Annotated in this window: 28 protein-coding genes; 16 read left to right on the plus strand and 12 right to left on the minus strand. The window is 50.4% G+C overall.

Annotated features, from left to right (window positions below; genetic code table 11):
* Window positions 1-492 precede the first annotated feature (492 nt).
* Window positions 493-1,485, plus strand: coding sequence for a hypothetical protein (locus tag ACFS25_RS08445; RefSeq protein ID WP_381498615.1), 993 nt, complete (start codon window positions 493-495; stop codon window positions 1,483-1,485).
* Window positions 1,486-1,656: 171 nt separating this feature from the next.
* Here the strand turns inward: ACFS25_RS08445 and ACFS25_RS08450 are convergent, their stop codons facing one another.
* The 3 genes from ACFS25_RS08450 to ACFS25_RS08460 all read right to left on the minus strand — a co-directional run bounded on the left by ACFS25_RS08450 (window position 1,657) and on the right by ACFS25_RS08460 (window position 5,008).
* Window positions 1,657-2,142, minus strand: coding sequence for a hypothetical protein (locus ACFS25_RS08450; protein ID WP_381498618.1), 486 nt, complete (start codon window positions 2,140-2,142; stop codon window positions 1,657-1,659).
* 489 nt (window positions 2,143-2,631) lie between these two features.
* On the minus strand, window positions 2,632-3,750 hold the full coding sequence (locus tag ACFS25_RS08455) for a hypothetical protein (RefSeq protein ID WP_381498621.1): 1,119 nt from the start codon (window positions 3,748-3,750) through the stop codon (window positions 2,632-2,634).
* Between the two features lie 655 nt (window positions 3,751-4,405).
* A complete protein-coding gene (locus ACFS25_RS08460) occupies window positions 4,406-5,008 on the minus strand; it encodes a TetR/AcrR family transcriptional regulator (RefSeq protein WP_381498624.1) in 603 nt (200 codons plus the stop codon).
* Window positions 5,009-5,181: 173 nt separating this feature from the next.
* On the opposite strand from ACFS25_RS08460, the gene ACFS25_RS08465 reads away from it, so the two are divergent.
* The 11 genes from ACFS25_RS08465 (at window position 5,182) to ACFS25_RS08515 (ending at window position 14,413) form a co-directional block, all read left to right on the plus strand.
* Entirely contained in the window at window positions 5,182-5,667 is a 486-nt protein-coding gene (locus ACFS25_RS08465; protein WP_381498626.1) for a DUF892 family protein, read from the plus strand.
* Between the two features lie 168 nt (window positions 5,668-5,835).
* On the plus strand, window positions 5,836-6,564 hold the full coding sequence (locus ACFS25_RS08470; protein ID WP_381498629.1) for an endonuclease III domain-containing protein: 729 nt from the start codon (window positions 5,836-5,838) through the stop codon (window positions 6,562-6,564).
* Complete coding sequence (locus ACFS25_RS08475; protein WP_381498631.1) at window positions 6,534-7,199, plus strand: DUF2461 domain-containing protein; 666 nt, start codon at window positions 6,534-6,536, stop codon at window positions 7,197-7,199. Before ACFS25_RS08470 ends, ACFS25_RS08475 begins: the two co-directional genes overlap by 31 nt.
* A gap of 51 nt (window positions 7,200-7,250) precedes the next feature.
* The gene (locus ACFS25_RS08480; RefSeq protein ID WP_381498634.1) at window positions 7,251-8,753 is read left to right on the plus strand and encodes an FAD-binding domain-containing protein; all 1,503 of its coding nucleotides are present in this window, start codon (window positions 7,251-7,253) and stop codon (window positions 8,751-8,753) included.
* A 451-nt stretch (window positions 8,754-9,204) separates the two neighbouring features.
* The gene (locus tag ACFS25_RS08485) at window positions 9,205-9,504 is read left to right on the plus strand and encodes a methyltransferase family protein (protein WP_381498637.1); all 300 of its coding nucleotides are present in this window, start codon (window positions 9,205-9,207) and stop codon (window positions 9,502-9,504) included.
* A 136-nt stretch (window positions 9,505-9,640) separates the two neighbouring features.
* Window positions 9,641-10,276, plus strand: coding sequence for a Crp/Fnr family transcriptional regulator (locus ACFS25_RS08490; RefSeq protein ID WP_381498639.1), 636 nt, complete (start codon window positions 9,641-9,643; stop codon window positions 10,274-10,276).
* A 78-nt stretch (window positions 10,277-10,354) separates the two neighbouring features.
* Complete coding sequence (locus ACFS25_RS08495) at window positions 10,355-11,158, plus strand: sulfite exporter TauE/SafE family protein (protein ID WP_381498642.1); 804 nt, start codon at window positions 10,355-10,357, stop codon at window positions 11,156-11,158.
* A 98-nt stretch (window positions 11,159-11,256) separates the two neighbouring features.
* Window positions 11,257-12,669, plus strand: a complete 1,413-nt coding sequence (locus ACFS25_RS08500; protein ID WP_381498645.1) for an MBL fold metallo-hydrolase — start codon at window positions 11,257-11,259, stop codon at window positions 12,667-12,669.
* A gap of 12 nt (window positions 12,670-12,681) precedes the next feature.
* Complete coding sequence (locus tag ACFS25_RS08505; RefSeq protein WP_381498648.1) at window positions 12,682-13,314, plus strand: class I SAM-dependent methyltransferase; 633 nt, start codon at window positions 12,682-12,684, stop codon at window positions 13,312-13,314.
* A 6-nt stretch (window positions 13,315-13,320) separates the two neighbouring features.
* Window positions 13,321-13,896 (plus strand): YeeE/YedE family protein, encoded by a 576-nt coding sequence (locus ACFS25_RS08510; RefSeq protein ID WP_381498651.1) that lies wholly within the window; start codon window positions 13,321-13,323, stop codon window positions 13,894-13,896.
* 73 nt (window positions 13,897-13,969) lie between these two features.
* Complete coding sequence (locus ACFS25_RS08515; protein ID WP_381500818.1) at window positions 13,970-14,413, plus strand: DUF6691 family protein; 444 nt, start codon at window positions 13,970-13,972, stop codon at window positions 14,411-14,413.
* Between the two features lie 37 nt (window positions 14,414-14,450).
* Here ACFS25_RS08515 and ACFS25_RS08520 read toward each other — a convergent pair whose 3' ends face one another.
* Both ACFS25_RS08520 and ACFS25_RS08525 read right to left on the minus strand, forming a co-directional pair.
* On the minus strand, window positions 14,451-15,050 hold the full coding sequence (locus ACFS25_RS08520; protein WP_381500822.1) for an MBL fold metallo-hydrolase: 600 nt from the start codon (window positions 15,048-15,050) through the stop codon (window positions 14,451-14,453).
* Window positions 15,051-15,536: 486 nt separating this feature from the next.
* A complete protein-coding gene (locus ACFS25_RS08525; RefSeq protein WP_381498654.1) occupies window positions 15,537-15,752 on the minus strand; it encodes a hypothetical protein in 216 nt (71 codons plus the stop codon).
* Here ACFS25_RS08525 and ACFS25_RS08530 point away from each other — a divergent pair.
* Together ACFS25_RS08530 and ACFS25_RS08535 are read left to right on the plus strand one after the other, a co-directional pair.
* Window positions 15,745-16,200 (plus strand): molybdopterin-dependent oxidoreductase, encoded by a 456-nt coding sequence (locus tag ACFS25_RS08530; protein WP_381498656.1) that lies wholly within the window; start codon window positions 15,745-15,747, stop codon window positions 16,198-16,200. The two genes, ACFS25_RS08525 and ACFS25_RS08530, sit on opposite strands and share 8 nt — an antisense overlap.
* Window positions 16,197-16,562: a hypothetical protein gene (locus ACFS25_RS08535; RefSeq protein WP_381498659.1), complete on the plus strand. Its 366-nt coding sequence runs from the start codon at window positions 16,197-16,199 to the stop codon at window positions 16,560-16,562. The genes ACFS25_RS08530 and ACFS25_RS08535 overlap by 4 nt, the downstream gene beginning before the upstream one ends.
* An 8-nt stretch (window positions 16,563-16,570) precedes the next feature.
* Here the strand turns inward: ACFS25_RS08535 and ACFS25_RS08540 are convergent, their stop codons facing one another.
* The 7 genes from ACFS25_RS08540 to ACFS25_RS08570 form a co-directional block, all read right to left on the minus strand.
* Window positions 16,571-17,026, minus strand: a complete 456-nt coding sequence (locus ACFS25_RS08540) for a DsrE family protein (RefSeq protein ID WP_381498661.1) — start codon at window positions 17,024-17,026, stop codon at window positions 16,571-16,573.
* 152 nt (window positions 17,027-17,178) lie between these two features.
* A complete protein-coding gene (locus ACFS25_RS08545) occupies window positions 17,179-18,327 on the minus strand; it encodes an efflux RND transporter periplasmic adaptor subunit (RefSeq protein WP_381498664.1) in 1,149 nt (382 codons plus the stop codon).
* A 96-nt stretch (window positions 18,328-18,423) separates the two neighbouring features.
* Complete coding sequence (locus tag ACFS25_RS08550; RefSeq protein WP_381498668.1) at window positions 18,424-21,690, minus strand: efflux RND transporter permease subunit; 3,267 nt, start codon at window positions 21,688-21,690, stop codon at window positions 18,424-18,426.
* An 11-nt stretch (window positions 21,691-21,701) separates the two neighbouring features.
* The gene (locus ACFS25_RS08555) at window positions 21,702-23,126 is read right to left on the minus strand and encodes a TolC family protein (protein WP_381498671.1); all 1,425 of its coding nucleotides are present in this window, start codon (window positions 23,124-23,126) and stop codon (window positions 21,702-21,704) included.
* Between the two features lie 61 nt (window positions 23,127-23,187).
* Complete coding sequence (locus ACFS25_RS08560; protein ID WP_381498674.1) at window positions 23,188-23,463, minus strand: hypothetical protein; 276 nt, start codon at window positions 23,461-23,463, stop codon at window positions 23,188-23,190.
* 137 nt (window positions 23,464-23,600) lie between these two features.
* Entirely contained in the window at window positions 23,601-24,995 is a 1,395-nt protein-coding gene (locus tag ACFS25_RS08565) for an ATP-binding protein (protein ID WP_381498677.1), read from the minus strand.
* A gap of 24 nt (window positions 24,996-25,019) precedes the next feature.
* Complete coding sequence (locus tag ACFS25_RS08570) at window positions 25,020-25,691, minus strand: response regulator transcription factor (protein ID WP_381498680.1); 672 nt, start codon at window positions 25,689-25,691, stop codon at window positions 25,020-25,022.
* A gap of 104 nt (window positions 25,692-25,795) precedes the next feature.
* On the opposite strand from ACFS25_RS08570, the gene ACFS25_RS08575 reads away from it, so the two are divergent.
* Both ACFS25_RS08575 and ACFS25_RS08580 read left to right on the plus strand, forming a co-directional pair.
* Entirely contained in the window at window positions 25,796-26,350 is a 555-nt protein-coding gene (locus ACFS25_RS08575) for a Crp/Fnr family transcriptional regulator (RefSeq protein ID WP_381498683.1), read from the plus strand.
* A 77-nt stretch (window positions 26,351-26,427) separates the two neighbouring features.
* Window positions 26,428-26,862 (plus strand): ester cyclase, encoded by a 435-nt coding sequence (locus ACFS25_RS08580; RefSeq protein ID WP_381498686.1) that lies wholly within the window; start codon window positions 26,428-26,430, stop codon window positions 26,860-26,862.

The following is a 26,862-nucleotide window of genomic DNA, read 5'->3' on the forward strand; positions in this document are numbered from 1 at the left end:
CCAAAACTATAGAAACGTTGATCAGGTCCACTTGGGCGGAACTACCTTTGACGTATCCATTTGAGTGAATTACTAGACAAAGCTACCACTGAAACCTTACTTTTGTCCCCTCCAACCACTCCCATTGGGTAGTTCTACGAATCGGTATGATCCTTTGTGTAGCAAGCCTAACCTTGCCCAAGTTTTTTGAGGAGTTTCATAAATTCCCTATCCGAAACAACTTGAACGAATCACTGCTCATCTAAAAATTGCCGACCGCACCAGCGGTCTGGCCCCACGACGGCCCCCAAAATCCATCACTTATTTTTAAAGAGTCCGCGTAATACGAATAGAGCGTCTTATGAGAATGACGTCAGCTGTTACAAATCTGCTTTTAGTATGAGTAGATGTCCAGCGAAGTCGTGTTCAGGATTGAATCTCAATTGTTAAATAAACGTAACGGGTTCCAACCGATTCGTTCATGATGATGTCTCTATGATAAACAGGTATGCCATGAACTATATCTTTGTATTTTGTTTAGCTGTCAATTCAACTGTCTTTCCCCAGACGCTTTCTGATAAAAGACAGCCCGTATCAAGTGAAGAAAATTATAGTGCCTATCATCGGAGTATCGCTCAGGCCCATAAACGGATTGCTCAGCAAGACTACCAGGGAGCGCTAGATCTGTACCAACAAGTGTTCAACTCGTATCGTTTTGTGTTCCTGAAAGACTATAAAGTAGCCACACAATTGGCGCTACAGCTTGGAAAACAAGAAGACGCGTTCATCTACTTGAAAAAGGCAATGGCTGCCGGATGGAAGTTGAAAGAGGCTAAGAAAGCTAAATTTCTTAAAAAGCTGCAACGCAATCCCGAATGGGAGATGGTTGAAAAACAGCGTGATTCACTCCGATCCGTTTATCAAAAGAGCGGCAACCGTGAACTGCGGAGTATAGTCAAACGACTGTTTAACAAGGACCAGCGAAAGGCACTCTTAGCGCTATTTACGTTCGGTTCTAAACGACAGGAGCGGTATGCCGAAAAGAAGTTTGCTCCTCATAGCGAGAAGCAACTCGCCGAACTTAGCCGGCTTATCAATGCCTATGGCTATCCTGGAGAAAGGCTAATCCATAATAGGTATTGGACGTCGGTTATCCTGAGTCACCATAATTCGATTAGTAGGGCTTATAACTTGACCGATAGCTTGTATCCAGCTATCAGACCCAAGCTGTTGAGGGCAATCAGGTCAGGTGAAATAACCCCCGAGGAATTTGTGCGAATTGATGACTGGTATATAGCTTCCACAAGTGGTGGGCAAGAAAAGCATTTTGGCCATTTGATCAGTTCTCTGACCCGCCAAGAGTTGGAGAACGTAAATCAGTTGCGAGAAGAAATTGGGATGATTAGCGTTGAAACAGCCAACAGTCTGATTGATTTACAGGCTCAAACGGGGATGAATTTTTATTTCCCTTCGGATTTAGGGAAGAAGATAGCTATCGTTAATTAATCCTTAAGCCCGTCTACAAAAAGGTACGGCACAACTGATTATAAAACGCCTATGCCAGTTCATTTTCAGGAGCGTAATCTGAGATTAAGCAATTTCATTTATTAATCAACCTTTTTTTTCCTTTGCCAAGCTAAGTGCCGCTAAACCTTCGCTCGACAGCAGCCATTCAGCCTACAATAGGGATTGAGATTGCACGCCAATAGTCGGTTTAGCGCCTAAAACATAGGTTCTCCACACGTAGCGCCAAGGCACAAACAAAATGGGCAGAAATACCGGCAGAAACACCACGGTCATCCCCTCCGCCGGGGACCCAGCTAACTTATCCGCCTGCCATAAGGGGTAAGCCACTATCAGCAACCAAATCACTTTGTAGCTGATTTCCAACAGTAAGATAGGCAGCATTTTAAGGGGATGGAAGATGCCAAGCAGCGCCAGCAGGGAGAAGGAAGCCCAGACCGACCAGGCCATCGCATTTCTTGGCTCCCAGACCTCCGTGTTGGTGAAGATGTACGTCCAAGCGTCTTTACCCAAAAAAACGAACATCAACGTATACAGGAATCGTAGAAAGTAAATGTTGATTTTGGGCACGCCTTCCCAATGCTGATAATCAGGCTTGACTAAACGTCTAAAGCTCGAACCAAGTAGAGATGTTCGCATGGAGTTGTCAGCTTATTGATGGAGTATCAATGTAATCAGTTCTGTGCTTGGTCTGAATACAAACGGTACGAACGGCTAAATGGAAGGAGGAGTGCTCAACTCTCACTGGTCAACTGCTTGGCTTTATACTTGGTTTTGCCAGCTTCTTTCCATAAAGGCGCATCGCAGACTTTGTGCAACCGGAAACAGGACAAGGCTTGGCCACAAATCGGAGTGGCGAGTGGGAGAGTAAGCGCGGCTATTACCTGTAAAGAATCATCCCCATGAACGCCCCTAACTGAATGCAGTGCAAATGATTAATTCGTCTCAGATAGTAGGGTTTTATTAGACGGTCATTTTTAATAGGTGTCCAATGCTCCACCGTTACGGCTCAGTTATAAAGCATACGCCTTAAGGGCAACACAACTTCGTACACTTATCTAGTAACGGATCGCAAGGATGAGCGCTCCAGGATGATAAATGGGCCTGGTTGTGGCATCCCTAACGTATTTACTCGGTTACGGCCCGGCTCATCCACATTAGCCACGTTTGATAAGCGGGACGCGGAACATTGTCTTCATCGACCAAACCCGTGTCGGCCCATAAGGCAAACAGATCCTGGTAGACACCAGCCTGCTTTAACTGGCTAAGACCCGCATTATAATCTTTGTGGCAAAACCAAATAATGAATTTCCCCTTTCGCTCGTTGACCAGCCCACAGATCAGTTGCAGGTAAGCATCCTGCCAGGCATCTGTGCCAAGTTTGGTCAGCCCAAAAGCAGGTATTGACAGGGACTGGGCTATATAACCCGTCTCAGCGAAACAGAGTGGCTTACCAGGAGCCAAGTCAAGGAAACGGCTAAAATACGTCGCTGGAAATAAGGCCGGATCAGTGGTGCCACCAGCCGACGAGCTGACGTTGGTGTAGGGATACGCACTCAGCGCTAAGTAATCGGTATAAGGTACGAGTTGACGAGCAAAATTTAGCGATTGCAGCGTCTCGTTGACCATAAAACTGAGCAGGATGGGCGTGGTGGGATACGCTCTTTTCAATTGCTGGTAGACCTGACTAACGAACTCTTTGTACTGATCAAACGTAGTGAGATTCCAACTCTCAACATTACTCTCGACGGCATAATTAATGAAGTCGGGCTGTAATGTATCAATCAGCAGCTTCATAAAATTAACATAGGCCGTTACCACCCGGGCATCATTAAAGGGCAGCGCTTCCCATTGATTTTTCGTCGTAGTGGTCAGGGTTGTGGCGTATCGGGAGTAAGGAGCCTTCTGGTTGCGGGTTAAGGCCAGCACCGATGAACTGAGCAGTATTTTTTTTCCAGCTGGGGTTTTGCTTTTGCGGGTTTGCAGGTCGGCCAGCAGCGCTGTTGGCCAGTTGCTGTTGGTATAGGCTTCCTCATACGGAATTCCTTCGTCGAAATGATGCGATATTATATCGCAATGCTCATCAACAAAGCGGTAAGCGGCCTCCACTTCCGGGGTCGTAAAATCAGCTGGCCAGGGGGTTATACCCAGATAGAAGGGGCGGGTTTGAGGGGCAGCTGGTTGCTTGTTGCATGCCGAAGAGAGCAACATACTACCACAAAACAGGATACACAGCCAGTGTTTCATACGAGAGCTTTCAAATCACCACAAGCCAGTTCTTGCCTTAAAAATGAGGCAAATCATGAACTGACTCCTATGGCTGACAGTACCTATATTAGCAAGTTACTAGTTGCCTATATGTGAGTAAAACGGGCCAGTAAGTATTTAAGTATCAATAGCCATGCTTGTCCTTGTGAAGACGGGTTCTCCCTTACTTTCTCACTATACCAACGTATATCAGCGTCTGTTTGAATGCCCATTCAAGAAGCAGATGCATGAAATTCCCGTCGTCTCAAGTGGGAGCGTTATACTGCGACTTTCATCTGATACTTGGAGTTTTGGTATTTAGTGCAAAACGGGGCCAAAATGAAAATAGGGTGTCAGAAAACCCAATACTTAAAGCAGCTAAGCTTACTTTGATTGTTTGCCCGAGTTACTTGCCTTAAAATAGGAAAAAATTGGCTGTGTATAGCTTGCGAATTCGATAGTAAAGTAAATGACCGTTTTCTTTACCGTATCTCAAAGTCAGCACTTTACGGGACTATTTTCATTTTGGCCCCGTTTTGCACTAAAGACCAGTTTTGTAAAATAGTAGTACTAGACTAGACTTGATTCGATGCTAAGTAATTGCTGTAAACAATCCAGGGCATTATTCACAGAACAAGGCCAAATTAAGCGTTAATCAACGGCTTAAGATACCGTCCACAAAAAGCAGTTGTAAGAGAGTCTGCACGGAGGATAAGTTGGCTGTTTCGACATTAACCAGTACATCATTAGCAATATTATGGAGTGCGCTGATCATCATAGTTGTAATCAGTCGTATCTGTTCATCAGGTAAGGCAACAAACTCATCCGTCGCAATGCCGTAACGGATGATACCCATCAGGTACTCGGTTTCAGGAGGGTCCGTGTAGATCCGCATTCGGTTAACCATCTCCGGTTGCTGAGCCATCTCCTGATTCATAATTAGGTATTCCGTCGCTTTAGCGTAACGAAAGTTGAATTTGATCCGGAAGTAAGCCCGCAGTCGCTCAACAGCGGAATGGTGCTGTTGCAACTCGGCTGTCAGTTCAGCTAGGTAAGCCTTTATTTCCCGCTCGACAATAGCCCCAAAAATGGCGTCTTTGTCTTTATAATACAGATACAACGTACTGCGGCTCTTGCCTACCGCCCGAGCAATGTCTTCCATCACCAGTTTGTGATAGCCGAAAAGCTGAAAAAGCTTGGTCGCTCGTTCCAGAATAAGGTTGCGTAAATCGGTTTCCTTGTGAGTTGACAAAGCCATACTGGTTGCTGATCAATGAAGCTTACCCGGCCGGAAGGTGCTGGCTGGCAAACAACGAAAGTAAGATAATTTTGCAAAATTACAACATACTGACAAAATAATACAAAACGTCATCGTGTTATATATGTACAATCAGGCCACACATTGTGATTTATTCAACAGGCAATAGAGTCATGTCGAAGCAAGCAGTTGAAAAATGGCACATCGCCGGGTTCCAGGCCGTACATTCCGCCTGTCAGCAGGGGAGTGAAGCGGCTCAAACGATGCAGCAGAAAAGTACGGATTCTGATCGGAAGCAATTCGCCAGTCAGGTGAAAGAAACGATGGACCGCCACGGCAATACGCTGGCAGATTATCTGAAAGACGCGGGTGCCCCCGTCGACAGTGCGCACGACGAAATCATGGATGGCATTAACCGGGGAACAAAACTGATGCTGGAAGCCGCCGTTGATCCTGCTTCGACCGATATTGCTCTGCTGTCGGGCGGCACGGTAGCCGCCAATTATTTTGTTACTGCCTTCAAAAAAAGCGGAACGCTGGCCCAGTTACTGGGTATCGAAGAACAGGTCGCCGAATTTAGCAAGATGACCGACGAGCAGCAGCAACTCATTGACCGTTACAACGCGATTGCCAACTCGACCATTTACCCCAGGCGTTGACATCGTAGAAAGTCGACAGCGTCGATCTAGCTGAACACTCTCCTGCGGAATCGCCCTTTAAGGCCGTCGGTAGGCGGGTGTTTTGACTGGTCAGCCCGCTTTTATCGGCGTTCCTGTCAAGTACGTCAATGACCCCCTTATTACCCCGCACGCAAGCGATAAATAGCTATGGATACCCGGCAAGTGACTGAAATTTATCGGCTACTAAGCCAGCACTACACCCCCTTCGATCAGACCGACGATGAATGGACGACGAGTGGGATATCAGACACGCCTTTTAAAAGTCTGGTGTCGGTCGCACTTTCAACCATGACGCCCTCCAAACGCACCATTAAGGCGGCACTGGCCCTTTATAAGACGGTGCACACGTTTGAACAACTCCGCGATATCGATGAGCAGGAACTGGTCGAGCGTATCAGGTCGGTGGCGCATTACAACCGCAAGGCCAAAACCCTGAAAACGATGGCCGGGCAGATCATCGATAAATACCACGGGCAGATTCCCCACACCCAGGAGGAGCTGATGGGCCTGAGTGGTATTGGCCGCAAGTGCGCCGACATTATGTTGAACTTCGTGTTTGAGCAGCCTACTATCGCCGTCGATACGCACGTGTTTCGGGTTGTCAACCGATTAGGCATGGTCAGCACGACCACGGCCGAAGCTACCGCCGATGAGTTGACTAGAATTACGCCCCTGGAGTTTCGGCGACACGCGCACGAATGGTTGATTCAGCACGGTGGGAAGGTGTGCATAGCCCGAAAACCGCATTGCGGAGAATGCCCCCTGACCGATCTCTGTGACTACTACACCACTCAGGCAAAACACGCATCCCTGATACAATTTATTAACCCATTAATTGACTACCAATGGCCCAATCATCCATGCTGCCTTTCTTGAAAAAGCTGGCGAAGAACAACGATAAAGGCTGGTTCGAGGACCACCGGGACGAGTACGATGCTGCCCGTCAGGAGTTCGAGCAACTGACTGAATCCGTCATTCAGGAAACGGCTAAGTTCGATGAGTCGATTGCCCACTACGAGCCCAAAAAAGCCATGCTTAGGATTCACCGGGATATGCGGTTCACGAAAAACAAACCGCCTTATCATACTACGTTTCGGCTTGGTCTAAATCCAGTAGGTAAACAGGCTATTGCCGCCAGCTATTACCTGAATTATGAGCCGGGGAATATATTCATGGGGGGCGGGCTGGTTGGCGCGCCCACAGAAGCGGTCAGGAAGGTGCGGGAAGAGATCGATCACAACTGGAAGGAATTTCAGGGGATTCTGCACAAACAGGACTTTAAATCGCTTTTCAACGACCTGCAAAAAACGGAGGAATTTAGTTTAAAGCGGCCACCGAAGGGCTACGCCGAAGACAATCCGGCTACAGGCTACTTAAAGTTGACCGATTTCGTTGCCCGGCGCTGGCTGAAGGACGAAACCCTGTCGCAGCCCGAACTGGTGAGCGAAATTGTCAAGTCGTTCGAAGCAGCCAAGCCCTTCCTCGACTTTGTCAACCGGAATCTGAAATAATATGGATGGCAGACTATAGCGGCCTTCACGACTTAGCGAAACTCACCCAGAATGGATAAACGCCCCGGTATCGACATTGTCTGGTTCAAGCGTGATTTGCGCCTGCACGATCATGCGCCCCTACAGGCGGCTATCGAAGCCGGACGAGGGCTTGCCAATCGGAGGTTACTGTTACTCTATTGCTTCGAGCCATCGGTGATGGCCGATCCAAATTACAATGAGCGGCATTGGCGGTTCGTTCACGAATCGCTGGTCGACCTCAATAAACAAGTAGCGTTGGTGTCAGAAACAGGTCTCCCTGCGCCCGACACCAACGCACCTGCCATCTCGGTTTTTCAACGGGAAGTGGTAGATGTGCTGACGGCTCTACAGACCCAGTACACCATCCACACCATTTATTCCCATCAGGAAACAGGCCTCAAGGTTACGTATGACCGGGACAAAGCGGTTGCCCGCTTTTGTCGTGAGCAGAGCATTACGTGGTCAGAGTTTCAGCGCAACGGGGTCCGGCGCGGGCTGAAAAGCAGCGCCGGTTGGCAGAGTGTCTGGCTTCATACCATGCAGGCAGCACAGCACCAGCCTGACCTGACCCAATGGAAACCAGCCCACGTACCGGCTGACTGGTTTGCCGCCGAGCGGGGCCCCGATCTGCCGGCTAACTGGCAGGTAGCGAACCCTTTGTTTCAGCCAGGTGGGGAACGCAACGGACACCGCTATTTGACGAGCTTTCTGGACGAGCGGATCCGGCTTTATGAAGACTCGATTTCCAAACCGCTGGAAAGCCGCAGGGGGTGCAGCCGCCTGTCGCCTTACCTGGCCTGGGGTTGTCTGAGCGCCCGGCAGGTGTACCAACACTATGTCTACGCGCTCCAACAGCCCGAGCCCAAGGCAACCGGTCAGATTCATGGGTCGACTCTGTTTATCAATCGGTTACGCTTACAAAGCTATTTCACTGAACTCTTCGAGCGCAACGAGCGGATTGAGTTTGTGAACAAAAATCCTGATTTTGACCGGATCGAAAAGCAAGTTAATATCGACCAACTAATCGCGTGGCAGGACGGGCAGACGGGGTACCCGCTGATCGATGCCTGTATGCGTTGTCTCCGGCAAACGGGCTACCTCAACTTTCGGATGCGGGCGTTGCTCACTTCGTTTCTGACCCACCATCTGTTCCAACACTGGCAGGAGGGCGGCTGGCATCTGGCCCGCCAGTTTACGGATTTTGAGCCCGGTATTCACTACGCCCAACTTCAGCTTCAGTCGGGTATTCTGGCCAGTGATCGACAGCCGGTTCGGATCTACAATCCAGTCAAGCAATCAAAAGAGCATGATCCGGAAGGTGTATTCATTAAACAGTGGATACCCGAACTGGCCGTTTGCTCCACGGCTTACATCCACGAACCCTGGACGATACCCGTGGAAGAACAGGACGCTATCCATTTTCATATTGGCGTTGACTACCCCGCCCCCATCATAGACGTCAAAACGACAGGTCGCCATGCCCGTACGCAACTCTACCAGCCGCGTCAAAGCAATAAGAACAAAGCTAGATAGGAGCGTAGGGTGAAGCCGTCTCATCCGTGTACTGAAACGCCCTATTTAAGCGACCGTATGCTACTGGAAACTTTAGTCAGAATCCAGTATGAATCCCTATCTTAACGATCTATTAGGCTATAAGAAAAAGAAAACTCGATACCTATTCCGTTGGAGGGTGGTCGAAGCCTAGCGCGCCGAACGGGTCCAAGCCTCCGAACTGGAAGAAACCCTAGGTATCTCTATGACGGAACTGCGCCGTCTCAACCGCAACTACTTTCGCTACCGTCTACTTCCGTTGACTGTTTATGGTCAACATTTTCCCGGACAAGTCATTTTTCGAGTTCCATCACCAGATTGATTTCCTCAGCAACTGGCATGGGGCCGTATTGATTGGTGTGACGATTCTAGGGGCAGGACTGGCCATTGGTGTGATTGCCTTATCGAGTTACGATTTGAGCGAATTCATTGGATGGCCCGAGTCAAAAAAAGTGATATCAGGGGTGGATTTCGCCAACGTGGTATTCTGGGCTATGTACGACATCCTTTGTATCTGGGGATTATTCTGGCTCTGTTTAGCATTTTTTTATATCAACCCACTTGGGCCAACCTTATTTTTCTATTGGCCGCCAGCCTTTACATACGCATTGGAATTTATTTCGAGGAGCGGAAACTCATCGAGGAATTCAGTGAACTCTACAGGCACTATCGCCGACGGGTTCCCATGCTCGTGTCACACTGGCCAAAACAGGTTAAGACGTACTTCGTTTGATACGTTGACAGAAAGATGCTTTAACATGCTGAATCATAAATACCTGGAAAGGCTGTTGACTCAAGTTTTCTGACTCAGCAACTTGCCGGTTGTGTTGGCTGTTACGCTATCAGCCTATCAATACAAGGACTATTCGATGACATTGACAACCACTTATTTGCAGGAAACATTTGCTGGTATGTTCGAACTAGCGTTATTGACTGAAATGGCGCAGGCAGGACTCTATAAGCGGGTACCCGCGGGCGCTTATTTAATTCGACCAGGCGAATACATTCGGTCCGTACCCATTATTATTCGTGGTTCGGTCAAGATCATGCGACCGGATGAGCTGGGTCGGGAAGCCCTCCTGTATTATCTGGGCGGTTTAGATTCCTGCGCCATGTCGCTTACCGGCTGTCTGGGCCAAAAGAAAAGTGAAATCACGGCCCTGGTCGAAGAAGAAACCGAGATAATTGCCATCCCCATGGAAAAAGTCGATGAGTGGATGTGCCGCTATTCAACTTGGAAACAGTTTGTATTTCATACGTATCAGAAGCGATTTAACGATCTGCTGGCGACAATCGATCAGGTAGCGTTTCATAAACTCGACGAACGGTTACTGGCTTATCTGCGTAAAAAGACCCAAAGCTGCCACTGTACCGTCATTTCAATTACCCATCAAGAAATCGCCCAGGAACTGGCTACCTCACGAGAAGTGATTTCCCGCTTGCTAAAACAGTTAGAGAAAGCAGCCCATATAAAATTAATGCGCAATAAAATTGCCATACTATAGGGGAATTAGTAGCTCCTGTAACATTTGTCACGGAAGGCCAAAAGAGGGCCCGCTACTTTCGTTAAAAAAGTAGCGTTTATGACCACTCTGCAAATAGCTGGTTTCTCTTCGTCCATTCTGATCGGTATTAGCCTGGGCTTACTAGGGGGTGGTGGTAGTATACTGACACTACCCGTTCTGGTATACCTGCTCCACATTAATCCCATCTTATCAACGGCCTATTCCCTGTTCATTGTCGGTACTACCTCCCTGGTGGGGTCAATCAATTATATGAAACAGGGGCTGATTAATTACTCGGCGGCTATTGCCTTTGCGCTCCCTTCCCTGGTTACGGTCATCCTTGCCCGTCAGTTTATGCTGCCTCACATCCCCGCTCAACTTACGCTTTGGACCGGCTTTGTGCTGGCTAAACCAGTCGCGCTGATGGTTCTGTTTGCGCTGATTATGCTGGCCGCAGCCTATTCGATGATTCGGGAGAACGAAGCCGTCTCATTTACTGGGCGGGAGGATAAGGCAACTAATTTTCCTGTCATTGCCCTGGAGGGCGGGCTAGTTGGCCTGGTGACCGGTATCGTTGGGGCGGGTGGGGGATTCCTGATTATCCCGACGCTGGTTCTCTTCGCCCGGTTACCCATGAAAACAGCCATTGGTAGTTCGCTGCTGATTATAGCGTTCAATTCACTCATTGGGTTTACCAGTAGTCTGGCCGATCAGGTAATCGATTGGGGCTTTCTGAGCGTATTTACGGCACTTTCCGTGGGAGGTATTTTTCTGGGTAGTCAGTTAGCCCGCTATATCGCCGGGCAGCACTTGCGGAAAGCCTTCGGGTGGTTTGTCCTGGGCATGGGCGTATTCATTCTGACGAAAGAATTGCTTTTTTAGGTGATTTTGAGGTCTATGTGACAAGTATCACAGAACCGCGGAGATCCTCTTCTTACGTTTGATTCAATCTTCAGAACGCATGTCAACCCAATCGTTTTATGAAAATCGAGCAGATTTATACCGGTTGCTTATCGCAGGGAACCTACTACATCGAAAGCAACGGTGAAGCCGCTGTCATTGATCCCTTACGGGAGGTGGCTTCGTATATGGAGAAAGCCCGAAGTGATGGAGCAACGATAACGTATGTATTTGAGACGCACCTGCACGCTGATTTTGTGTCGGGTCATCTTGACTTAGCCCGGCAGACAGGCGCACCAATCATCTATGGCCCCAACGCACAGACTGGCTTCGAATCGTATAGTGCCCGCGCAGAAGAAGAGTTTCATCTGGGTGCGCTAACGATTCGTGTACTGCACACGCCGGGCCATACGATTGAATCGAGCTGTTATCTGCTCCTGGATGTTGCCCGGCTGCCCATCGCGCTTTTTAGTGGCGATACCTTGTTTATTGGCGATGTTGGTCGACCCGACCTGGCGCAGGGTGCTACATTGACCACGCCGGATTTAGCCGGCATGCTCTTCGATTCGCTTAGAACCCAGATTATGCCCTTACCAGATAGCGTAGTTATTTATCCGGCTCACGGAGCGGGCTCCGCTTGTGGCAAGAGCATGAGTAAAGAAACCAGCGATACGCTGGGCAATCAGAAACGGGTCAATTATGCGCTCCGGGCCGACATGAGCCGGCTGGAATTTATTCAGGAAGTTACCGACGGACTAGCCAAACCTCCAGCCTATTTTCCTGAAAACGTCCGCATGAACCGGGAAGGCTACGAACAGATTGACAGTGTGTTGAAACGGGGAGCGCAGCCACTTAGTCCACAGGCCTTTGACGCGGCAGCCAACCAGACAGGTGCGCTCATGCTGGATACCCGCGATGCTCAGCTCTTCGCTACCGAGTTTGTGCCCAACGCCATTAATATTGGCTTGAATGGGCAGTTTGCTCCCTGGGTGGGTGCACTCATCCCGGACGTGAGGCAGCCAATTTTGCTCATCGCGGAACCAGGTAAAGAGGCTGAATCGCTGGTTAGACTGGCCCGTGTGGGCTACGATCAGGTTATTGGCTACCTGGACGGAGGAATAAACGCCTGGATCAATGTAGGTCTTGACGTTGACCACATTCCGTCTATTTCGGCCGATGAACTGGCCACTCGTTTGGCGCTGAATGAGCTGACACTAGTGGATGTTCGCAAGCCGGGCGAGTTTGCCGCTACTCACCTCGACGGAGCAATCAATCTACCACTCGATACGTTGAATGACAGGATGGCGGAAATCCCAAAAGAAGGTTCGGTATATGTGCACTGCGCAGGAGGATACCGCTCCATGATGGCCCTTTCGATTCTGAAAGCCCGTGGCTTCGATAACCTGATCGATATTGCCGGTGGTTTTGCCGCTATGCAGCAGACCGCGCGTTTCAACATAACTAATTTCGTCTGTCCCGCTACCCAGCGGTAACCTATCAATTTCATGACCGAAAATCATCAGCACTGGGAAACCGTTTACCGGACCAAACAACCCGATCAGGTAAGCTGGACGCAGGCTATTCCCCAGACATCGCTTGTGTTCATTCGCAGTTTCCAGTTACCCAAAACGGCCCCCATTATCGACATCGGCGGTGGCGATAGTACCCTGGTTGATTGTCTACTCGCCGAGGGCTACGAGCAGATTACCGTACTCGACATTTCGGCCCACGCCCTTACCAAAGCGCAACAACGAATCGGCAAGCAGGCAAACCGGGTCAAATGGGTCGTGAGTGATGTGCTGACTTTCCGGCCAACGGCTACCTATGCCATTTGGCACGACCGGGCCACGTTTCATTTTCTGACTTCGACGGACCAGATTGCGACCTATCTCCAGACAGCCCGGCAGGCCGTTACCGGATTCATGACTATGGGTACTTTTTCCGAGAATGGGCCGGACCGGTGCAGCGGATTAGCCGTAAAACAATACTCAGAACCGGAGCTGGAAGGGCAACTAAAGGCGGGCTTTACGAAGCTACATTGCGTGACTGAAGATCACCAAACCCCGTTTGGTACAACCCAAAATTTTCTGTTTTGTAGTTTTAAACGGAATTTACCAAGTAGCTTACAGCCAATCTAGTACCTTATGGAATTTCTGAATACAATCCGTCAGCCCTGGCCCTGGTACGTAGCTGGGCCGCTTATCGGCCTTACCGTTCCAACGCTGCTACTGATTGGCAATAAGTCATTCGGTATCTCATCGTCGCTTCGGCACATCTGTGCAGCCTGCCTGCCCGCTAACATTTCCTTTTTTCACTATGACTGGAAGAAGGAAGCGTGGAATCTGTTTTTTGTGGCGGGTGTGCTACTGGGAGGTTTTGTCGCCACCCGCTTTTTGGCCAACCCTGCTTCGATAAGCATAGCACCGCCGACCGTAGCGGCTTTACAGGCCCTGGGGATTCGGGATTTTTCAGGGCTGATGCCCGCCGACCTGTTCGCCCTGTCGAATCTGTTTACGCTCAAAGGTTTGTTCTTCAGCGTCGTTGGCGGGCTGATGGTGGGCTTCGGAACCCGGTGGGCCGGAGGTTGTACATCAGGGCATGCCATTATGGGCCTCTCCAACCTGCAATGGCCATCATTGGTGGCGACGATTTGTTTTATGGTGGGTGGCTTTGTGATGACGCACCTCTTGCTGCCGTTTATTTTCGCCTGGGTCAACTAAACCATCTTTCCTCTTGAATCAATCCCTTCCCCTAAAGCCGCGTTCATCGACTGGCCCGGCTTCTCTCCACGAAATGCCACTGGCAAAAACTAAACCCGAACGTGGGCTTGTCAACCTAAAGTACCTGATTGTCGGTCTGCTGTTTGGCATTGTCTTTGTCAAAGCCGAAATCATTTCCTGGTTCCGAATTCAGGAAATGTTCCGACTTGATTCGTTTCACATGTACGGGGTTATCGGCAGTGCCGTTGTGGTAGGGCTCCTATCCGTACAACTCATTAAGCGATTCGGTATCAAAACGATAACTGGTGAGCCAGTCTATATTGCGCCTAAGGCATTTCACAAAGGCCAGATCTATGGCGGCCTTATTTTTGGCTTGGGCTGGGCCATTACCGGTGCTTGTCCAGGACCCTTATTCGCTCAGATTGGCAGTGGGTATGGCATTGTGGCCGTTACACTGCTGAGTGCTATCGCAGGTACGTGGCTGTATGGCTACTTCCAGGAGAAACTGCCGCAGTAATCGACCGTTTGCTTATCACCACTGCGGTTTTAAGTACCTATAGTATAATGGCCTGTCCTGGTTCGGTCAGGTAATGAAACTGAATGCCCAGTTTCTCAAAATAGGGCCCGTAGGTTTCATAGCGTTGCTTGAGAAAGAACGATTTGGCATAGCCATCATGGACGGGCAGGATCTGTTTAGGTTGTATCTGTTTGGCAAAATCTGCCACCATGAGCTCGGTCAGAAACGGAGCCATGACGGGCAGCACCAGCAACTCGATCCCCTTATAATTCAGCAGAGAAGGGGAGAACGAGTCCGCGGGATTGATCACCTGATCGTTAATTACAAAGGCAAACATCCTGGGCAGGTGATCATCCAAAACGGGCTCATGCTGAACGCTAATCGCTTGCAGGGAAAACGTACCGAGTTGAAAGGTTCCTTCCTCAATAACCCGCACGGGAATAGCCAGTGGGTGGAGTTTATCGGCCACTTCCTGCGTCGAAAGTACCTGGGCTCCACTCAGGTTTACAATCTGTTTGAGGATATCGACGTCCAAATGATCGGGATGGTCGTGGGTAATGATCACCTGCGCTACATGTCGAAAGGTTTCGGGTTTTACCAACCCCTCGATAAAGGAAAATTTGCCAGGATCGAACAGGAGCTGCTGTCCGTCTTTTTTCCAGTAATAGGCAGGAGTGGATGTATTTGGTGATTTTCATGTGATGATCAGTCTAACTGAATGGATACAACCCAGAAACTTCACCACCCAGTTTCTAGTTAGTAGAAATTAATAATTTATGCTGGATCGAACTATTTGGCGATCTGAAGATCGGGCGTAAGTTCAATTCATACGCGAGATGTCAAGGTCCACTCAAACGACTCCTTCCCCATTTTTTCTGCGTTTTGATCATAGGAGGCTTTGCTTTCACCTTAATCATGCGGCCTGAAGGCTTACAAACATCGCTGGGCTTTGTCGGACTCTTTCTCGTCGGTCTGGGTACTCTATCCAGACCCTACTGACCTGGCGCTTGACGCATAAAACAAGGATGTAACTCAACAAACAAATTAGCCTTGCGTACGCTTCTAAACCTATGAACAACGACACTTCGAGTCTGTTTAACCGGCGGCCGGTTCCCTAACAACGCTAACCGCCCTGCTGGGCACGAACATCGTCTTTGCCGACCGACTTCCCAAACATTACCTGCCATTGGCGTTTGACCGGTACGCTGGAGCGGAACCTACCGATCCAATGACCGCCAAAAATAAGGATTTGGTCATTCTCAACGACAAACCCTGGAACGTAGAAACACCTGCCTACCTGCTCGACGATGCGGTAACCCCCCGCCGACAAGATGTTCATTCGCAACAATGGGCAGATTCCCGCTACCATCGATGTAGCGAACTGGAAGCTGACCATCAACGGTGAATCGGTGAAAGCTCCGAAAACCTATTCCCTGAGTGAGTTGAAAACCAAATTCAAACCCTACACCTATCAACTGGTGGTTGAATGCGGGGGAAACGGACGGGCAGGCTTCTTTCCCGAAACGGTGGAAAATCAGTGGACCGAGGGCGGAGTAAGTTGCGCCGAGTGGACCGGCGTTCGATTGAAGGATATTCTAGCCGACGTCGGCATTACCGACACGGCGGTTTACATCGGTTATTACGGGCAGGACCTGCACCTGAGCGGAGATCCAAACCAACCTGTAATCTCCCGGGGCGTGCCCATCAAAAAAGCGCTCGAAGACGAAACGCTGGTCGCCTGGGCCATGAACGGGAGCTGGTGCATGGCCACCCCCTACGGTTGGTGATTGGCAGCTGGCCAGCGTCGGTGTCTGGCAAATGGCTGCATACAATTGCCATCCGAAACAAAGTTCACGACGGAGCTAAAATGACGGGCAAGAGCTACCGGGTACCGATTCATCCGGTCGTTCTTTGCGTTGATCCGCCGGATAGTAACTTTAAAATCATCGAATCGATTCCGGTGAAGTCCGTCATTACGTTCCCAAAAAAATGTACGGCCTGCCATTCCAGCAAACTGATTTTGCAAAGCCATTTTGACCAGGAAAAATGGATTAAGCGGATTCGCTGGATGCAGCGTACCCAGAAGTTGTGGGATTTAGGCGATACAGAAAAGCCTATCCTAGCCTACCTAACCAAATACTACGGCTGACTGGTTGATTAGGGATGCATAAACGCCCAACCTTGCTGCTGGCGAATAACCAATTCCCCATTCCCATTAGGCACGTAGCTGACAAAGGAGGAAAGATCGTCTTTACTCACCTTTCGTTCGCGCATGGTGTTCTCACACATGGCCAGAATAACGCCCTGATTTTGCAAGTTTTTGATCAGTTCTTCATACGATTTGTCCTTTTGGAAGCCAGCAATGCCTGCTCCTTGCACAACTAACTCGACTTCCAGATTCCCTTTTAACCGTGGATCATCTAAACAATTCTGAATATTTTTCAGGGTTGCTTTGATTTTTGCCTCTTCATCGCTGTTCAGCTGATAAACCTCCTGATTATGATACTTTGTGGTCGTGGCTCCATTAAATGAAGCCGGGTTCGCTGCCTGAGCATGAACTAAATCGGGAATGCTCAAGGAAACGCCAATGGCCAGAAAGAGTATCGTTTTCATCGTGTTATTCTTGTTTGTAATGTAAAATAAGTCGGTACTGTATGTTAGAAATAGAAAGTCGGTTTTTCAACTGAGAGCTTAGCAACTTGCCAGGCCGTCCAGAAGCTCAGTATGTGAATGACGTTACGGTCTATTCTCACCCAATACCCTCGCTACCGAGCGGAAACCTCCCTTGTGCCGACAGTGGACGTTGCCCTGATCGTTTTGATGGCCACGTTATCCCGAATATCGTCGGACCCTTTCACCAGGACCTGATCGGTGGGTTTGAGATTACCGATCACTTCGGTTTGTCCGGCAGTTTCATTTCCGGTTTGTACCGTCACCCAGTGCGTTTTACCCTTAACCACCGTAATGACGTAGCTCCCTTCCATCGAAACGACCACCGCTGATTTTGGTACATACAGGCTTTTGCTTTGCCGCTGGACCGGAAAGCCCACCGTGGCGTACATTCCGGGCATGAGTTGCAGACCTGGATTCTTCACTTCGATCTCAATTAGCTCAGCCCGGACACTGCGTTCGACATTGTAAGAAATCCGGTTAATCTTGCCGGTAAACACCTTACCTGGAAAAGCATTTACCGAGTAGGTGACCGGTGCATCCTGCCGAATCTGGCCAGCATAGACCTCCGGCACTGTTACCTGCAAACGTAGCCGACCGATTTCTTTGAGTTTCAGCATGGGCTGGGCATCTTTCTGGGTTGGACCCACCAGCGCCCCCGGACTAAGAATGCGTTCAGTAACCACCCCGTCGAAGGGAGCGGTGAGCATCAGGTATTGTTTCATTTGCCTGGCTGCTGCAACCCGTTGTTGTTGGCTGGTCAGATTGGCACTGTCGCCCATCACCACCGCCTGTGACTGATCTAACTCCTGGGGCGCCACAGCTCCGGCTGTTTTGGACGCCTGCACTAGTCGCCGGTAGTTGCTTTTGCTGATGTTGAGTCGGCCTTTGGCGGCTGTTAGATCTGACAGCGTCCGGCTTAAATCCGATTCCAGCTCGGGCGCTTCCATGGTGGCCAGCACCTGTCCCCGATTCACTTTAGCGCCCACATCAACGGGCATGCTTTTGATAAAACCGTTCACCTTGGCGTACAGCGCCACATCGTAATAAGGGATAAATTCACCCGGTAAGGCTAGTTGCTTCGCGACGGATTCTACCGATACGAGTACAGTTTGATAAGCCGCCTGACTGACGGCTTCCGCCTGCTCGCCAGTCATTTTTTTGGTGTTCTCATCCGACGAGCAGGCCGGTAGCAGCAAGGCCATTACCAGTAGCAACACACTATAATACAGTAGGTTTTTCATAGAAGTAGAGACGATTGGTGCCCGGCCTGACGTTCGGTGTTCCGGGTATCGGAGACCGGTATTGATAACCGGGCCAAGCGTCAGGTAGTGGGCAGATTAGTTGGGGTGCGTGGTTAAGAGTTGTTTTTTCAGCGGGTCAACGCCGTCATAAAATTCACTTTCTTCATCATTAGGATTCAACGAGGATGATTTGACGGAGGCTTTGCCCTGGACACTGGCAAAAATGACGGGCAGAATCAGTAAGGCCGCAAAAGCCGAGAAAAACAAGCCCCCAATCACCGCCCGACCCAGCGGAGCCGATTGGTCCCCCGCTTCACCCAGCCCCGAGGCCATTGGAATCATCCCGGCAATCATGGCCATCGAGGTCATCATGATAGGTCGTAGACGCATGCCTCCGGCTGTTATGGCGGCCTTCGTCGAATCATTATAGACCAATCGCAACTGTTCAGCATTGGTAATTAGTAAGATCGCATTGGCCACCGATACTCCTACTGACATGATTATGCCCATATATGATTGTAGATTGAGTGTGCTGCCGGTCAGCGTTAGCAAACCCAGTGACCCGGCCAGTACCGCCGGAATAGTCGAGAGCACTACGAAAGCGACACCGAATGACTGGAAATTGGCCATTAAGACCAGGAAAATCACGACAATGGCCAAGCCCAGACCGGTTTGTAAACTACCCAGCGTTTCGCGCAGCAGTTGGGCCATCCCCAGCAACTCGACCACGGTACCCTTTGGCGGGGCTCCCAATCCATCAATGACTTGTTGTACATCGCGAGTGGCTGTACCCAGGTCCTTATTGAAAATATTGGCCGACACGGTCACTAGCCGCCGGGGACCACTGCGGTCATATTCTCCCGGTACCGTCGTTCTGCGGATCGTTGCTACGTCGCCCAGCGTTGGGCGAAGCTGACCTTTCACCAGAGGGATATTTTCCATGTCTTCGGGGGAGCTCATTTCGTATTCGGGCAATTGAACCTGCACCTGATAGGCGTAGCCCGTTTTTCGATCCAGCCAAAGATTTTTGGCCGTGAACCGACTCGATGAGGTGGCGGCTACCAGGCTCTTTGATATATCATCAGCGGTCAGACCGAACTGAGCCGCTTTAATCCGGTCGAATTGAATATCCAGCGTGGGATAATTCAGGGGCTGTTTAATGCGGATATCACGCAGGTACGGAATGGATTTCAACCCATCCAGCAACCGCTTGGCATAGGCCTGGCCATCTTCCAGGCTTTTGCCTCCGACCTGAATTTCAATCGGCGTCGATGCGCCCTGGCTCATGATTTTATCGGTCAGCTCAATGGGTTCGTAGGAAATGCCTACGCCCGGCAGTTGTTTCTTAACCTCGGCCCGAAGCTTATCTCGAAGCACATCCATGTTGCCGGTATAGCCTTCATTCAGGGCCACCTGCACGGTTGCTTCGTGAGGACCGGCGTTAAATACATACAAATTACTGGTCCCGTAACTGGAAGGGGTCATACCAACAAAGGCGGAGGAAATCTCTACATTTTCTTTTCCGACTAATTGCTCAATGATACCCAGCACCCGCTGGACCCGTTCTTCGGTTCGCTCAATACGCATCCCCTGGGGGGCAATGACCCGCACCTGAAATTGTTTGGCGTTACTTTTGGGCAGCATGTCCTGACCGATATGCATAAACAATAGACCCGCTAATCCAAAGGTGATCAGGACGTAACAGCTAATTACCACCGTTCGATGCCGTAGCAGTAATGCGACCAGTGACACGTACCGGGCTTTGAATTTTTCAAACCCTTTCAGTTCATTTTTGCGATTCTTCTCAAAACTTTCATGGAGCTCAACCTCGGCTAATTCCTGCTTATCCAGTACCTCAACAGCCGCTTCGTGTTCCCCTTTGTGATGCGATTTCATCCACCAGTTCGAAAGCACCGGCACCAGCGTCAGGGCCAGAAAAAAGGCCACGATCATCGCAAATCCAATGGAGAGCGAGAGCGGTAAAAACATGGCTTTGGGTACACCACTCATCAAAAAGGAAGGCGCAAATACGGCCAGGATACAGATCAGAATCAAAAACTCCGGGAAGGCAATTTCCAGACAGGCATCGTAAATCGCCCGCGCTTTGGATTTGCCCATTTCCAGGTGCTGGTGAATATTTTCGATGGTCACCGTCGCTTCATCGACCAGAATACCAATGGCCAGCGCTAATCCCGAGAGGGTCATGATGTTGATGGTCTGACCGGCAGCATTGAGCAGCATCACAGATGCCAGAATAGCCACCGGAATCGTCAGGACCACAATCAGGGAACTGCGCCAGTCTCGTAAAAATAGCAGGACGGTTAGTCCCGTCAGGACGGCTCCGATGATGCCCTCGCTCATCAGTCCACTCACCGCATTGGACACATATACCGACTGATCGAACTCGTAGCTGAGCTGGACATCGTCGGGCAGCAAACTCTGCATCTCGGCCAGTTTTGCTTTCAGGGCCTTAACGACGGCCATCGTGGAGGCATCCCCCGTTTTGGTCACTGGAATGTATACCGCCCGTTTGCCATTCACCAGGGCGTAGCCCACTGTTTGGTCAGCCGCGTCATTGACGGTGGCCACATCACCCAGCAGGACGGTTGGCCCCATGCCCATTTTCAGGGGGATTTGTGCAAATTCACTAACGGAATTAATGACCGAGTTCGATGGAGTCATGTAGGCGTAGTCTTTCATCCGCACCACGCCAGCGGGAGAAATCTGATTGGCCTTGACTACCGATTGCACAATCTGGTCGGGCGTCAGGGCGTAGGATTGCATCTTGGCTGGATCGACTCTGATCACCACCGTTCGTTCGTTGCCGCCAAAGGGCGGTGGAGACGAAGCGCCCGGAATCTTAGCCAGCAGAGGCCTGATTTTAGTCGACGCCAGATCCTGAATCTCCGACAAGGACCGGGTCTTGGAATTGAACACCAGCTGACCCACGGGCAGAGTGGAGGCATCAAAGCGCACGACTACCGGCGGCTGGGAACCGGGCGGCAGGTAGGATAATACCCGGCTCACCTGATTGGCGACCTCCCCGGCAGCCTGAGCCATGTTCGTATTTTCGTAAAAGGAACATTTCACCAGCGTCAGTCCCTGCACGTTTTTGACGTCTACGTCTTTCACGCCCGATACGTACAGCATCTGATTCTGGTAGCGGGTGGCAATGAACCCTTCCATCTGGGAAGGCATCATGCCGCCGTAGGACTGGGCGATGTAGATGGTTGGGGCGTTGAGTTTGGGGAAAATATCGACGGGAATGTTCAGCACGGCCATGACCGAGAACACGAGCATTCCCAGCACCAGTACCACAATTGTGACGGGTCGGGTGAGGGCAGAAGCGATGAGTTGATTCATCTGAAGCGGGGTTATTTCGTGGTCAGTTTGATAAAATCGGTTAAGTCGCCTGCCGCAGCCGACTTGAGCAGTAGCGCCCGCCAGACATTATTGGTCGTGACGAACTGGTCAATCTCGGCCCGGTTCAGCAGGATAAACGCCTGGGTGAATTCGTACACGTTCGAGAGACCTGCCGTGTAGCGCGCCTGCGCCTGTTCATACGCGGCCCGCGCAGCACCCAATTGGACGGGGGCCTGCTGAGCGGCTTCATAGGCGTTCTGAATCTGGAGGTCGGCCATTTGCTGCTGAGCCCGGATGCGCAGCACTTCCTGATCGTACTGGTACTGATCGCCCTGCGTTCGCAAGACCTGGGCTTTGGTTTCCTGCCGGGTCCGGAACACATCACTGAACCGCCAAAACGTACTTACCCCCACAAAATAGTTGGCTACCCGAAAGGGCAAACCCGCCCCCAGGGATGAGTTATAGATGAAATTGCCTTCAGGCGTGGTGTTGTCACTAATGCCCGATCCCCGCGCCCAGAACGACCCATTCAGCGAGATAGCGGGTAAATAGGATTTTCGGATCGCTTCTGCCCGGGCCTGGCTGAAATCAATCTGCCGTCGATAAAAAGCCAGTACGGGATGATTAGCCAGATTATCGGCTGAAAACTGAAAATCGGGGGGGATGGAAACCTGAAAGGTATTGGTATCGAGTTGGAACGCCGAACCGGGAAAACCCATAAACTCACCCAATTGCACCCGTTGCTGCTGGGCCATCCGACGACTCTCGATCAGCAGTAACCGGGCTTTGGCCTGTTCCGCGTCGGCCAATACACTATCGACCCCAGGCCGTCTGCCCGAGCGGGTATTGGCCTGCATGACGGTCCGAAAAGACTCGATCCGGGCGAGATTAGCGGCTTGGACCTTAACTGTCTGGTCGACAATGAGCGCCATCAGATAGGTATCGGCCACGCGTACCTGGTGAACAAACAGCTCCTGCCGGTAGTCAGCATTCGCGCGCTGGATAGACGACTTAGACAGGGCTAATTCCGCTTTATTACGACCAAACGTGATGGCTTTCCAATTGACGTTCAGGGAACTCAGACTGCCCCAGACCGCGTCCGCCGTAGGGCCATTGGCTTTAATCCCGCTGGAAACCGAGTTGGTCGATCCTTCATTGGGAAAGGCAGCACCCCGGACGTTGTTGGACGTGGCATATAATGCCTGGGCCTGAAACGAGGCAACGGGCAGGAAACTGGCTCTTCGCGCAGCCAAATCTGCTTTTGTCGCTTCGGTTTCGGTGAGTTTATTTTTAATGGATGGGTAATTCTGTACCGCCAGATCAAGGGCTCTGGCAAGCGTCAGGATCGAATCGGCCGGTACGGATTGGGCCGATACTATGCCGGTGCTGATAAGCAGCAGACCCAAAAGAAATCGACTAGACAATAGGATTTTCATATAGCTAAGAATCAGCGTAAACCAGGTAAGCTTTCTGTCAACAGGAGATTGAATCCTCCGATCAAGGTCCCTGGCGGGTGGACAAGGTGGAGTATGCAGGGCTGGCTGAACTATTCCTGAGGACAGCGATGACGCTATCTTTCCGGGTATTTTCCTGATCACAGGTCGACAGTTGCTTAAGCAGTTGAGCCGCTTCAGTCGCCTGGTCCACTGCCTCCGAGTCAGACGACCCACGAACACCATGACTGTATAACTGGTAGATATTTACGCCCAGCGAAGCCAGAAGGCCGATAGTCAGAATGATAGCTAAGAAATTAATGGAGGCAGTCCGCTTCATAACCCGATCGCCGTTTAAGCCTGGGACAAAGATGAAGCTGTGGGATTAGCGCTGTCTTAGGAGGAGATTAGAATTCATTAGAATCGATCGATGGTGGATCGAATTAGACTCAGGACGTAACGGATCGCCCCGCCCCATTAAGCAGCCGTACTTGTGTTAGCATCCAGAATGGGCAGTTCGACCCGAACCATCGTGCCGGTGGTTGGCGTTGAGGCCAGGCTAATTTTACCCCGGTGCCGCTGAATGACCTGCTGGGTGATTGCCAGCCCTACCCCAAATCCCTCGGCCTGCCCCGCATTTTTACCCCGGTATAAGGGTTCGAATACATGGGGAAGATCGTCGGGCGGAATGCCAACGCCCTGATCGGTAATGATGATCAGGTGTATTCCATCAGCTGGCTGGGTAAATAAATCCACCTGCACCACCTGTCGGGAATATTTGCAGGCATTGTCAATAACGTTCTGGATGGCCGTTGTGAGCAGGATTTCGTTACCCATGACCATGAAAAAGTCATCGTCGGGCATCTCGCCAAACTGAAGTACAAGGCTACAGCCGGTTCGTTTTCGTTTTACCTGACTAACCGCAGCCATGACGCATTCTTCTAGCCGGACAGGGGTCATCGATAGAGAACCGTCGCCCATTTTGGCTAGATTCAGTAAGCTGTTGGTCAAGCCAGCCAATTTGGTTAATTCCCGCATGGCCACCTCCATACTGATCCGGAAGTCAGCCGGATCGGTATCGTACTGATGGGAAGTTTCCAGCGTTCCCAGCACCGTTGTCAAAGGTGTGCGCAGTTCGTGGGACGCATGGGAGACAAACTGCCGCTGGTTCTCGAAGGTGGCCCGTAGCTGGGCCAGTAACTGATTGAAGGTAATTGCCAGTTGGGCAATTTCATCCGTCTGGTTGCCTTCGTTTAGCCGCAGGTTTAGGTGCGCATCCGAAATTGGTTGTACACCCCTGACCATATTGACCATGCTGGCCAGGGGGCGTAAGAATCGCCCCGCAAAGTACCAGCCCGCGACCATGATGAGCAAAAAGCCGCCGACATTAGCGACCAGCAGGATCATAAACAGATTCTGCTGTTTGGAATGGCCCAATCGGTCGTAACCCGTCACAAAGATGGAATATAGGAGGCTTTGATCCTGGTATATAATGCCAACGCCTTCATTTTGATTAATCGTAAAGGGGAGTGGTGTTTTCTGAGTCAGGGACGGGATCAATCGGGCTTCCTTTTGTACGAAAGCAGGCAATTGGTTCGTAAACAGAAGATCACCTTTCTGATCGAAAATACTGATGTGCTCTTCGGTAAGGGTTTGCAGATCTGTGGCATTGAGCGCCCGGTCCAGTACGCCCTGATCGGAATGACGGGAAATCATGACCCGACCGAACAGCCGGGCCTTTCCCTGAAGGCGTACCGTGAATCCCTGTTCCCGGTACACCGAGTAAAATGTATAGACAAAGCTGGTGAAGGCAACTTGGATTGCCAGCACGATGCCCGTAAACAGGAGGGTTAGTTTGTGTCGGATCAGCATAGGTCGGTCGTAGCTGGGCGTACCTTATGAGTCGTGCAATGAGTAGCCCATGCCGATCACCGTGTGCAGGAGTTTGGTCGAAAATTCCTTGTCGATTTTCTTGCGCAAGTAGTTGACGTACACATCAATGACGTTGGTGTTGGAGTCGAAATCCGTATCCCAGACCCGTTCGGCCAGTTCGGCACGGGAAATGATTTTGCCTTTATGCAGCAACATATATTCCAGCAGGGCGAACTCTTTGGAGGTCAACTCGATGCGCTTCTCAGCCCGCGTGACTACTTTGGTATCTAAATTCAGGGTCAAGTCAGCCAAGTGCAATACGGTCGAATGACGGAGCACATGGCGTTTGGTGATGGCCCGAAGGCGAAGCAGCAATTCCTTAAACGCAAATGGTTTGGGTAGATAATCATCCGCACCCGCGTCGAATCCCCTGACTTTATCGTCTAACGAATCCAGCGCCGTAAGCAACAGAACAGGGGTGCGTTCGTTTTCCCGTTTGATGAACTGGCAGAGATCGAATCCATTCATCGACGGTAGATTCACATCCAGAATGACGACATCATACTCGTTTTTCTGGAAGAGCTGCTTGCCAATGTAGCCGTCATAGGCAACGTCGGTGCTGAACGATTCCGCTTCCAGTCCTTTTTTGATGAACGACGCTAAACTAACTTCGTCTTCGACGAGTAAGATTTTCATAACCGGATCACTTAGCCATTCAGACAGCCAAAGTAAGGGAATAACGTTTAAACTGACTACATGGCTGTTCATCGCTCAAAAGACAGCCTCTTTCCATTTGTACTATGTATGCTGCTCTAAAACAAGTGGTGTCCCTCGACGAAGACAGCTGGCTACTTCTTCGTACCGTACTGGTTGAGTACCAACTGGTAAAAGGTGATCTAATTCTGCAACCCGGTCAGGTGTGTAAACACATTTATTTTCTTGAGGCAGGCCTGTTGCGGAGCTTTTATCTCCGCGATGGCGATGAGCGAAACGTTGCCTTTACGCTCGAGAACGGATTTGTTACGGATCTGAAAAGTCTACGCTCAGGGCAAGCTTCCGAATTGAGTATTCAGGTGCTTGAGGCCTCAACCCTGTTTAGTATTCCCAAAGCCGACTTGCTTGATTTGTATCGGCGGTCCCACCAACTGGAGGCTTTCGGCAGACGGCTACTGGAAAGCTTGCTGGAACAGCAGGAAGACTATGCCGCCTGGTTTACCCGCTACTCAGCCAGGGAACGTTATGACCGATTGGTCAACAAGCAACCCGATTTGGTACAGCGGGTTTCATTAGGCCATCTAGCCTCCTTTTTAGGTATTCGCCGGGAAACGTTAAGTCGCATTCGCAGCTTAAAATAGGGCTTCTTTTTTGACTTTTGTCACAGATATTCCGTAAACCGCCCGGCTACTTTTGTGTTGACTTAAAACGTAACGCAATGGCCAATCATCAAACCAAACAACTAATCGCCGATTTTATCGAAGACATCTGGAATCAACAACAGTACGATAAGCTGGGCTTGTATCTTCATCCGGATTACGTCGACCATTCGCTGCCAGCGGCTTTGTCTCCGGACTCAACCGGCTTACTAAACTGGATTCAGGCAACCAGCCAATCATTTGTACATCAGACCCTGATTGACGATCAGGTTACGGAAGCCGGTAAGACGATTCTGAAAATCACCCTGTTGATGACACATGTGGGAACATGGCGGGGCCTAGAGGCCACAGGGGCTCAAGCCAAGACAATGGGCTACCGGTTTTATCGGGTAGCCGATGGTAAAATCATTGAACACTGGGCTATAATTGACGGTACAGCCTTAGAAAACCAGCTAAAACAGCAAGCTAATCAAGGGTGTAAGCTCCCTGAATAG

The organism is Spirosoma flavum (assembly GCF_042686045.1).
GTDB lineage: Bacteria > Bacteroidota > Bacteroidia > Cytophagales > Spirosomataceae > Spirosoma > Spirosoma flavum.

Bases quoted from the DNA above. Each gene is read 5' to 3' on its own strand.
- ACFS25_RS08530 (WP_381498656.1), top strand. From the start codon at position 15,745: ATGTTCATTCGCAACAATGGGCAGATTCCCGCTACCATCGATGTAGCG.
- ACFS25_RS08495 (WP_381498642.1), top strand. From the start codon at position 10,355: ATGACCACTCTGCAAATAGCTGGTTTCTCTTCGTCCATTCTGATCGGT.
- ACFS25_RS08555 (WP_381498671.1), bottom strand. From the start codon at position 23,126: ATGAAAATCCTATTGTCTAGTCGATTTCTTTTGGGTCTGCTGCTTATC.
- ACFS25_RS08540 (WP_381498661.1), bottom strand. From the start codon at position 17,026: ATGAAAACGATACTCTTTCTGGCCATTGGCGTTTCCTTGAGCATTCCC.
- ACFS25_RS08490 (WP_381498639.1), top strand. From the start codon at position 9,641: ATGACATTGACAACCACTTATTTGCAGGAAACATTTGCTGGTATGTTC.
- ACFS25_RS08465 (WP_381498626.1), top strand. From the start codon at position 5,182: ATGTCGAAGCAAGCAGTTGAAAAATGGCACATCGCCGGGTTCCAGGCC.
- ACFS25_RS08485 (WP_381498637.1), top strand. From the start codon at position 9,205: ATGGCCCGAGTCAAAAAAAGTGATATCAGGGGTGGATTTCGCCAACGT.
- ACFS25_RS08515 (WP_381500818.1), top strand. From the start codon at position 13,970: ATGCCACTGGCAAAAACTAAACCCGAACGTGGGCTTGTCAACCTAAAG.
- ACFS25_RS08480 (WP_381498634.1), top strand. From the start codon at position 7,251: ATGGATAAACGCCCCGGTATCGACATTGTCTGGTTCAAGCGTGATTTG.
- ACFS25_RS08550 (WP_381498668.1), bottom strand. From the start codon at position 21,690: ATGAATCAACTCATCGCTTCTGCCCTCACCCGACCCGTCACAATTGTG.
- ACFS25_RS08445 (WP_381498615.1), top strand. From the start codon at position 493: ATGAACTATATCTTTGTATTTTGTTTAGCTGTCAATTCAACTGTCTTT.
- ACFS25_RS08525 (WP_381498654.1), bottom strand. From the start codon at position 15,752: ATGAACATCTTGTCGGCGGGGGGTTACCGCATCGTCGAGCAGGTAGGC.
- ACFS25_RS08500 (WP_381498645.1), top strand. From the start codon at position 11,257: ATGAAAATCGAGCAGATTTATACCGGTTGCTTATCGCAGGGAACCTAC.
- ACFS25_RS08460 (WP_381498624.1), bottom strand. From the start codon at position 5,008: ATGGCTTTGTCAACTCACAAGGAAACCGATTTACGCAACCTTATTCTG.
- ACFS25_RS08450 (WP_381498618.1), bottom strand. From the start codon at position 2,142: ATGCGAACATCTCTACTTGGTTCGAGCTTTAGACGTTTAGTCAAGCCT.
- ACFS25_RS08570 (WP_381498680.1), bottom strand. From the start codon at position 25,691: ATGAAAATCTTACTCGTCGAAGACGAAGTTAGTTTAGCGTCGTTCATC.
- ACFS25_RS08575 (WP_381498683.1), top strand. From the start codon at position 25,796: ATGTATGCTGCTCTAAAACAAGTGGTGTCCCTCGACGAAGACAGCTGG.
- ACFS25_RS08505 (WP_381498648.1), top strand. From the start codon at position 12,682: ATGACCGAAAATCATCAGCACTGGGAAACCGTTTACCGGACCAAACAA.
- ACFS25_RS08510 (WP_381498651.1), top strand. From the start codon at position 13,321: ATGGAATTTCTGAATACAATCCGTCAGCCCTGGCCCTGGTACGTAGCT.
- ACFS25_RS08560 (WP_381498674.1), bottom strand. From the start codon at position 23,463: ATGAAGCGGACTGCCTCCATTAATTTCTTAGCTATCATTCTGACTATC.
- ACFS25_RS08475 (WP_381498631.1), top strand. From the start codon at position 6,534: ATGGCCCAATCATCCATGCTGCCTTTCTTGAAAAAGCTGGCGAAGAAC.
- ACFS25_RS08470 (WP_381498629.1), top strand. From the start codon at position 5,836: ATGGATACCCGGCAAGTGACTGAAATTTATCGGCTACTAAGCCAGCAC.
- ACFS25_RS08580 (WP_381498686.1), top strand. From the start codon at position 26,428: ATGGCCAATCATCAAACCAAACAACTAATCGCCGATTTTATCGAAGAC.
- ACFS25_RS08565 (WP_381498677.1), bottom strand. From the start codon at position 24,995: ATGCTGATCCGACACAAACTAACCCTCCTGTTTACGGGCATCGTGCTG.
- ACFS25_RS08455 (WP_381498621.1), bottom strand. From the start codon at position 3,750: ATGAAACACTGGCTGTGTATCCTGTTTTGTGGTAGTATGTTGCTCTCT.
- ACFS25_RS08545 (WP_381498664.1), bottom strand. From the start codon at position 18,327: ATGAAAAACCTACTGTATTATAGTGTGTTGCTACTGGTAATGGCCTTG.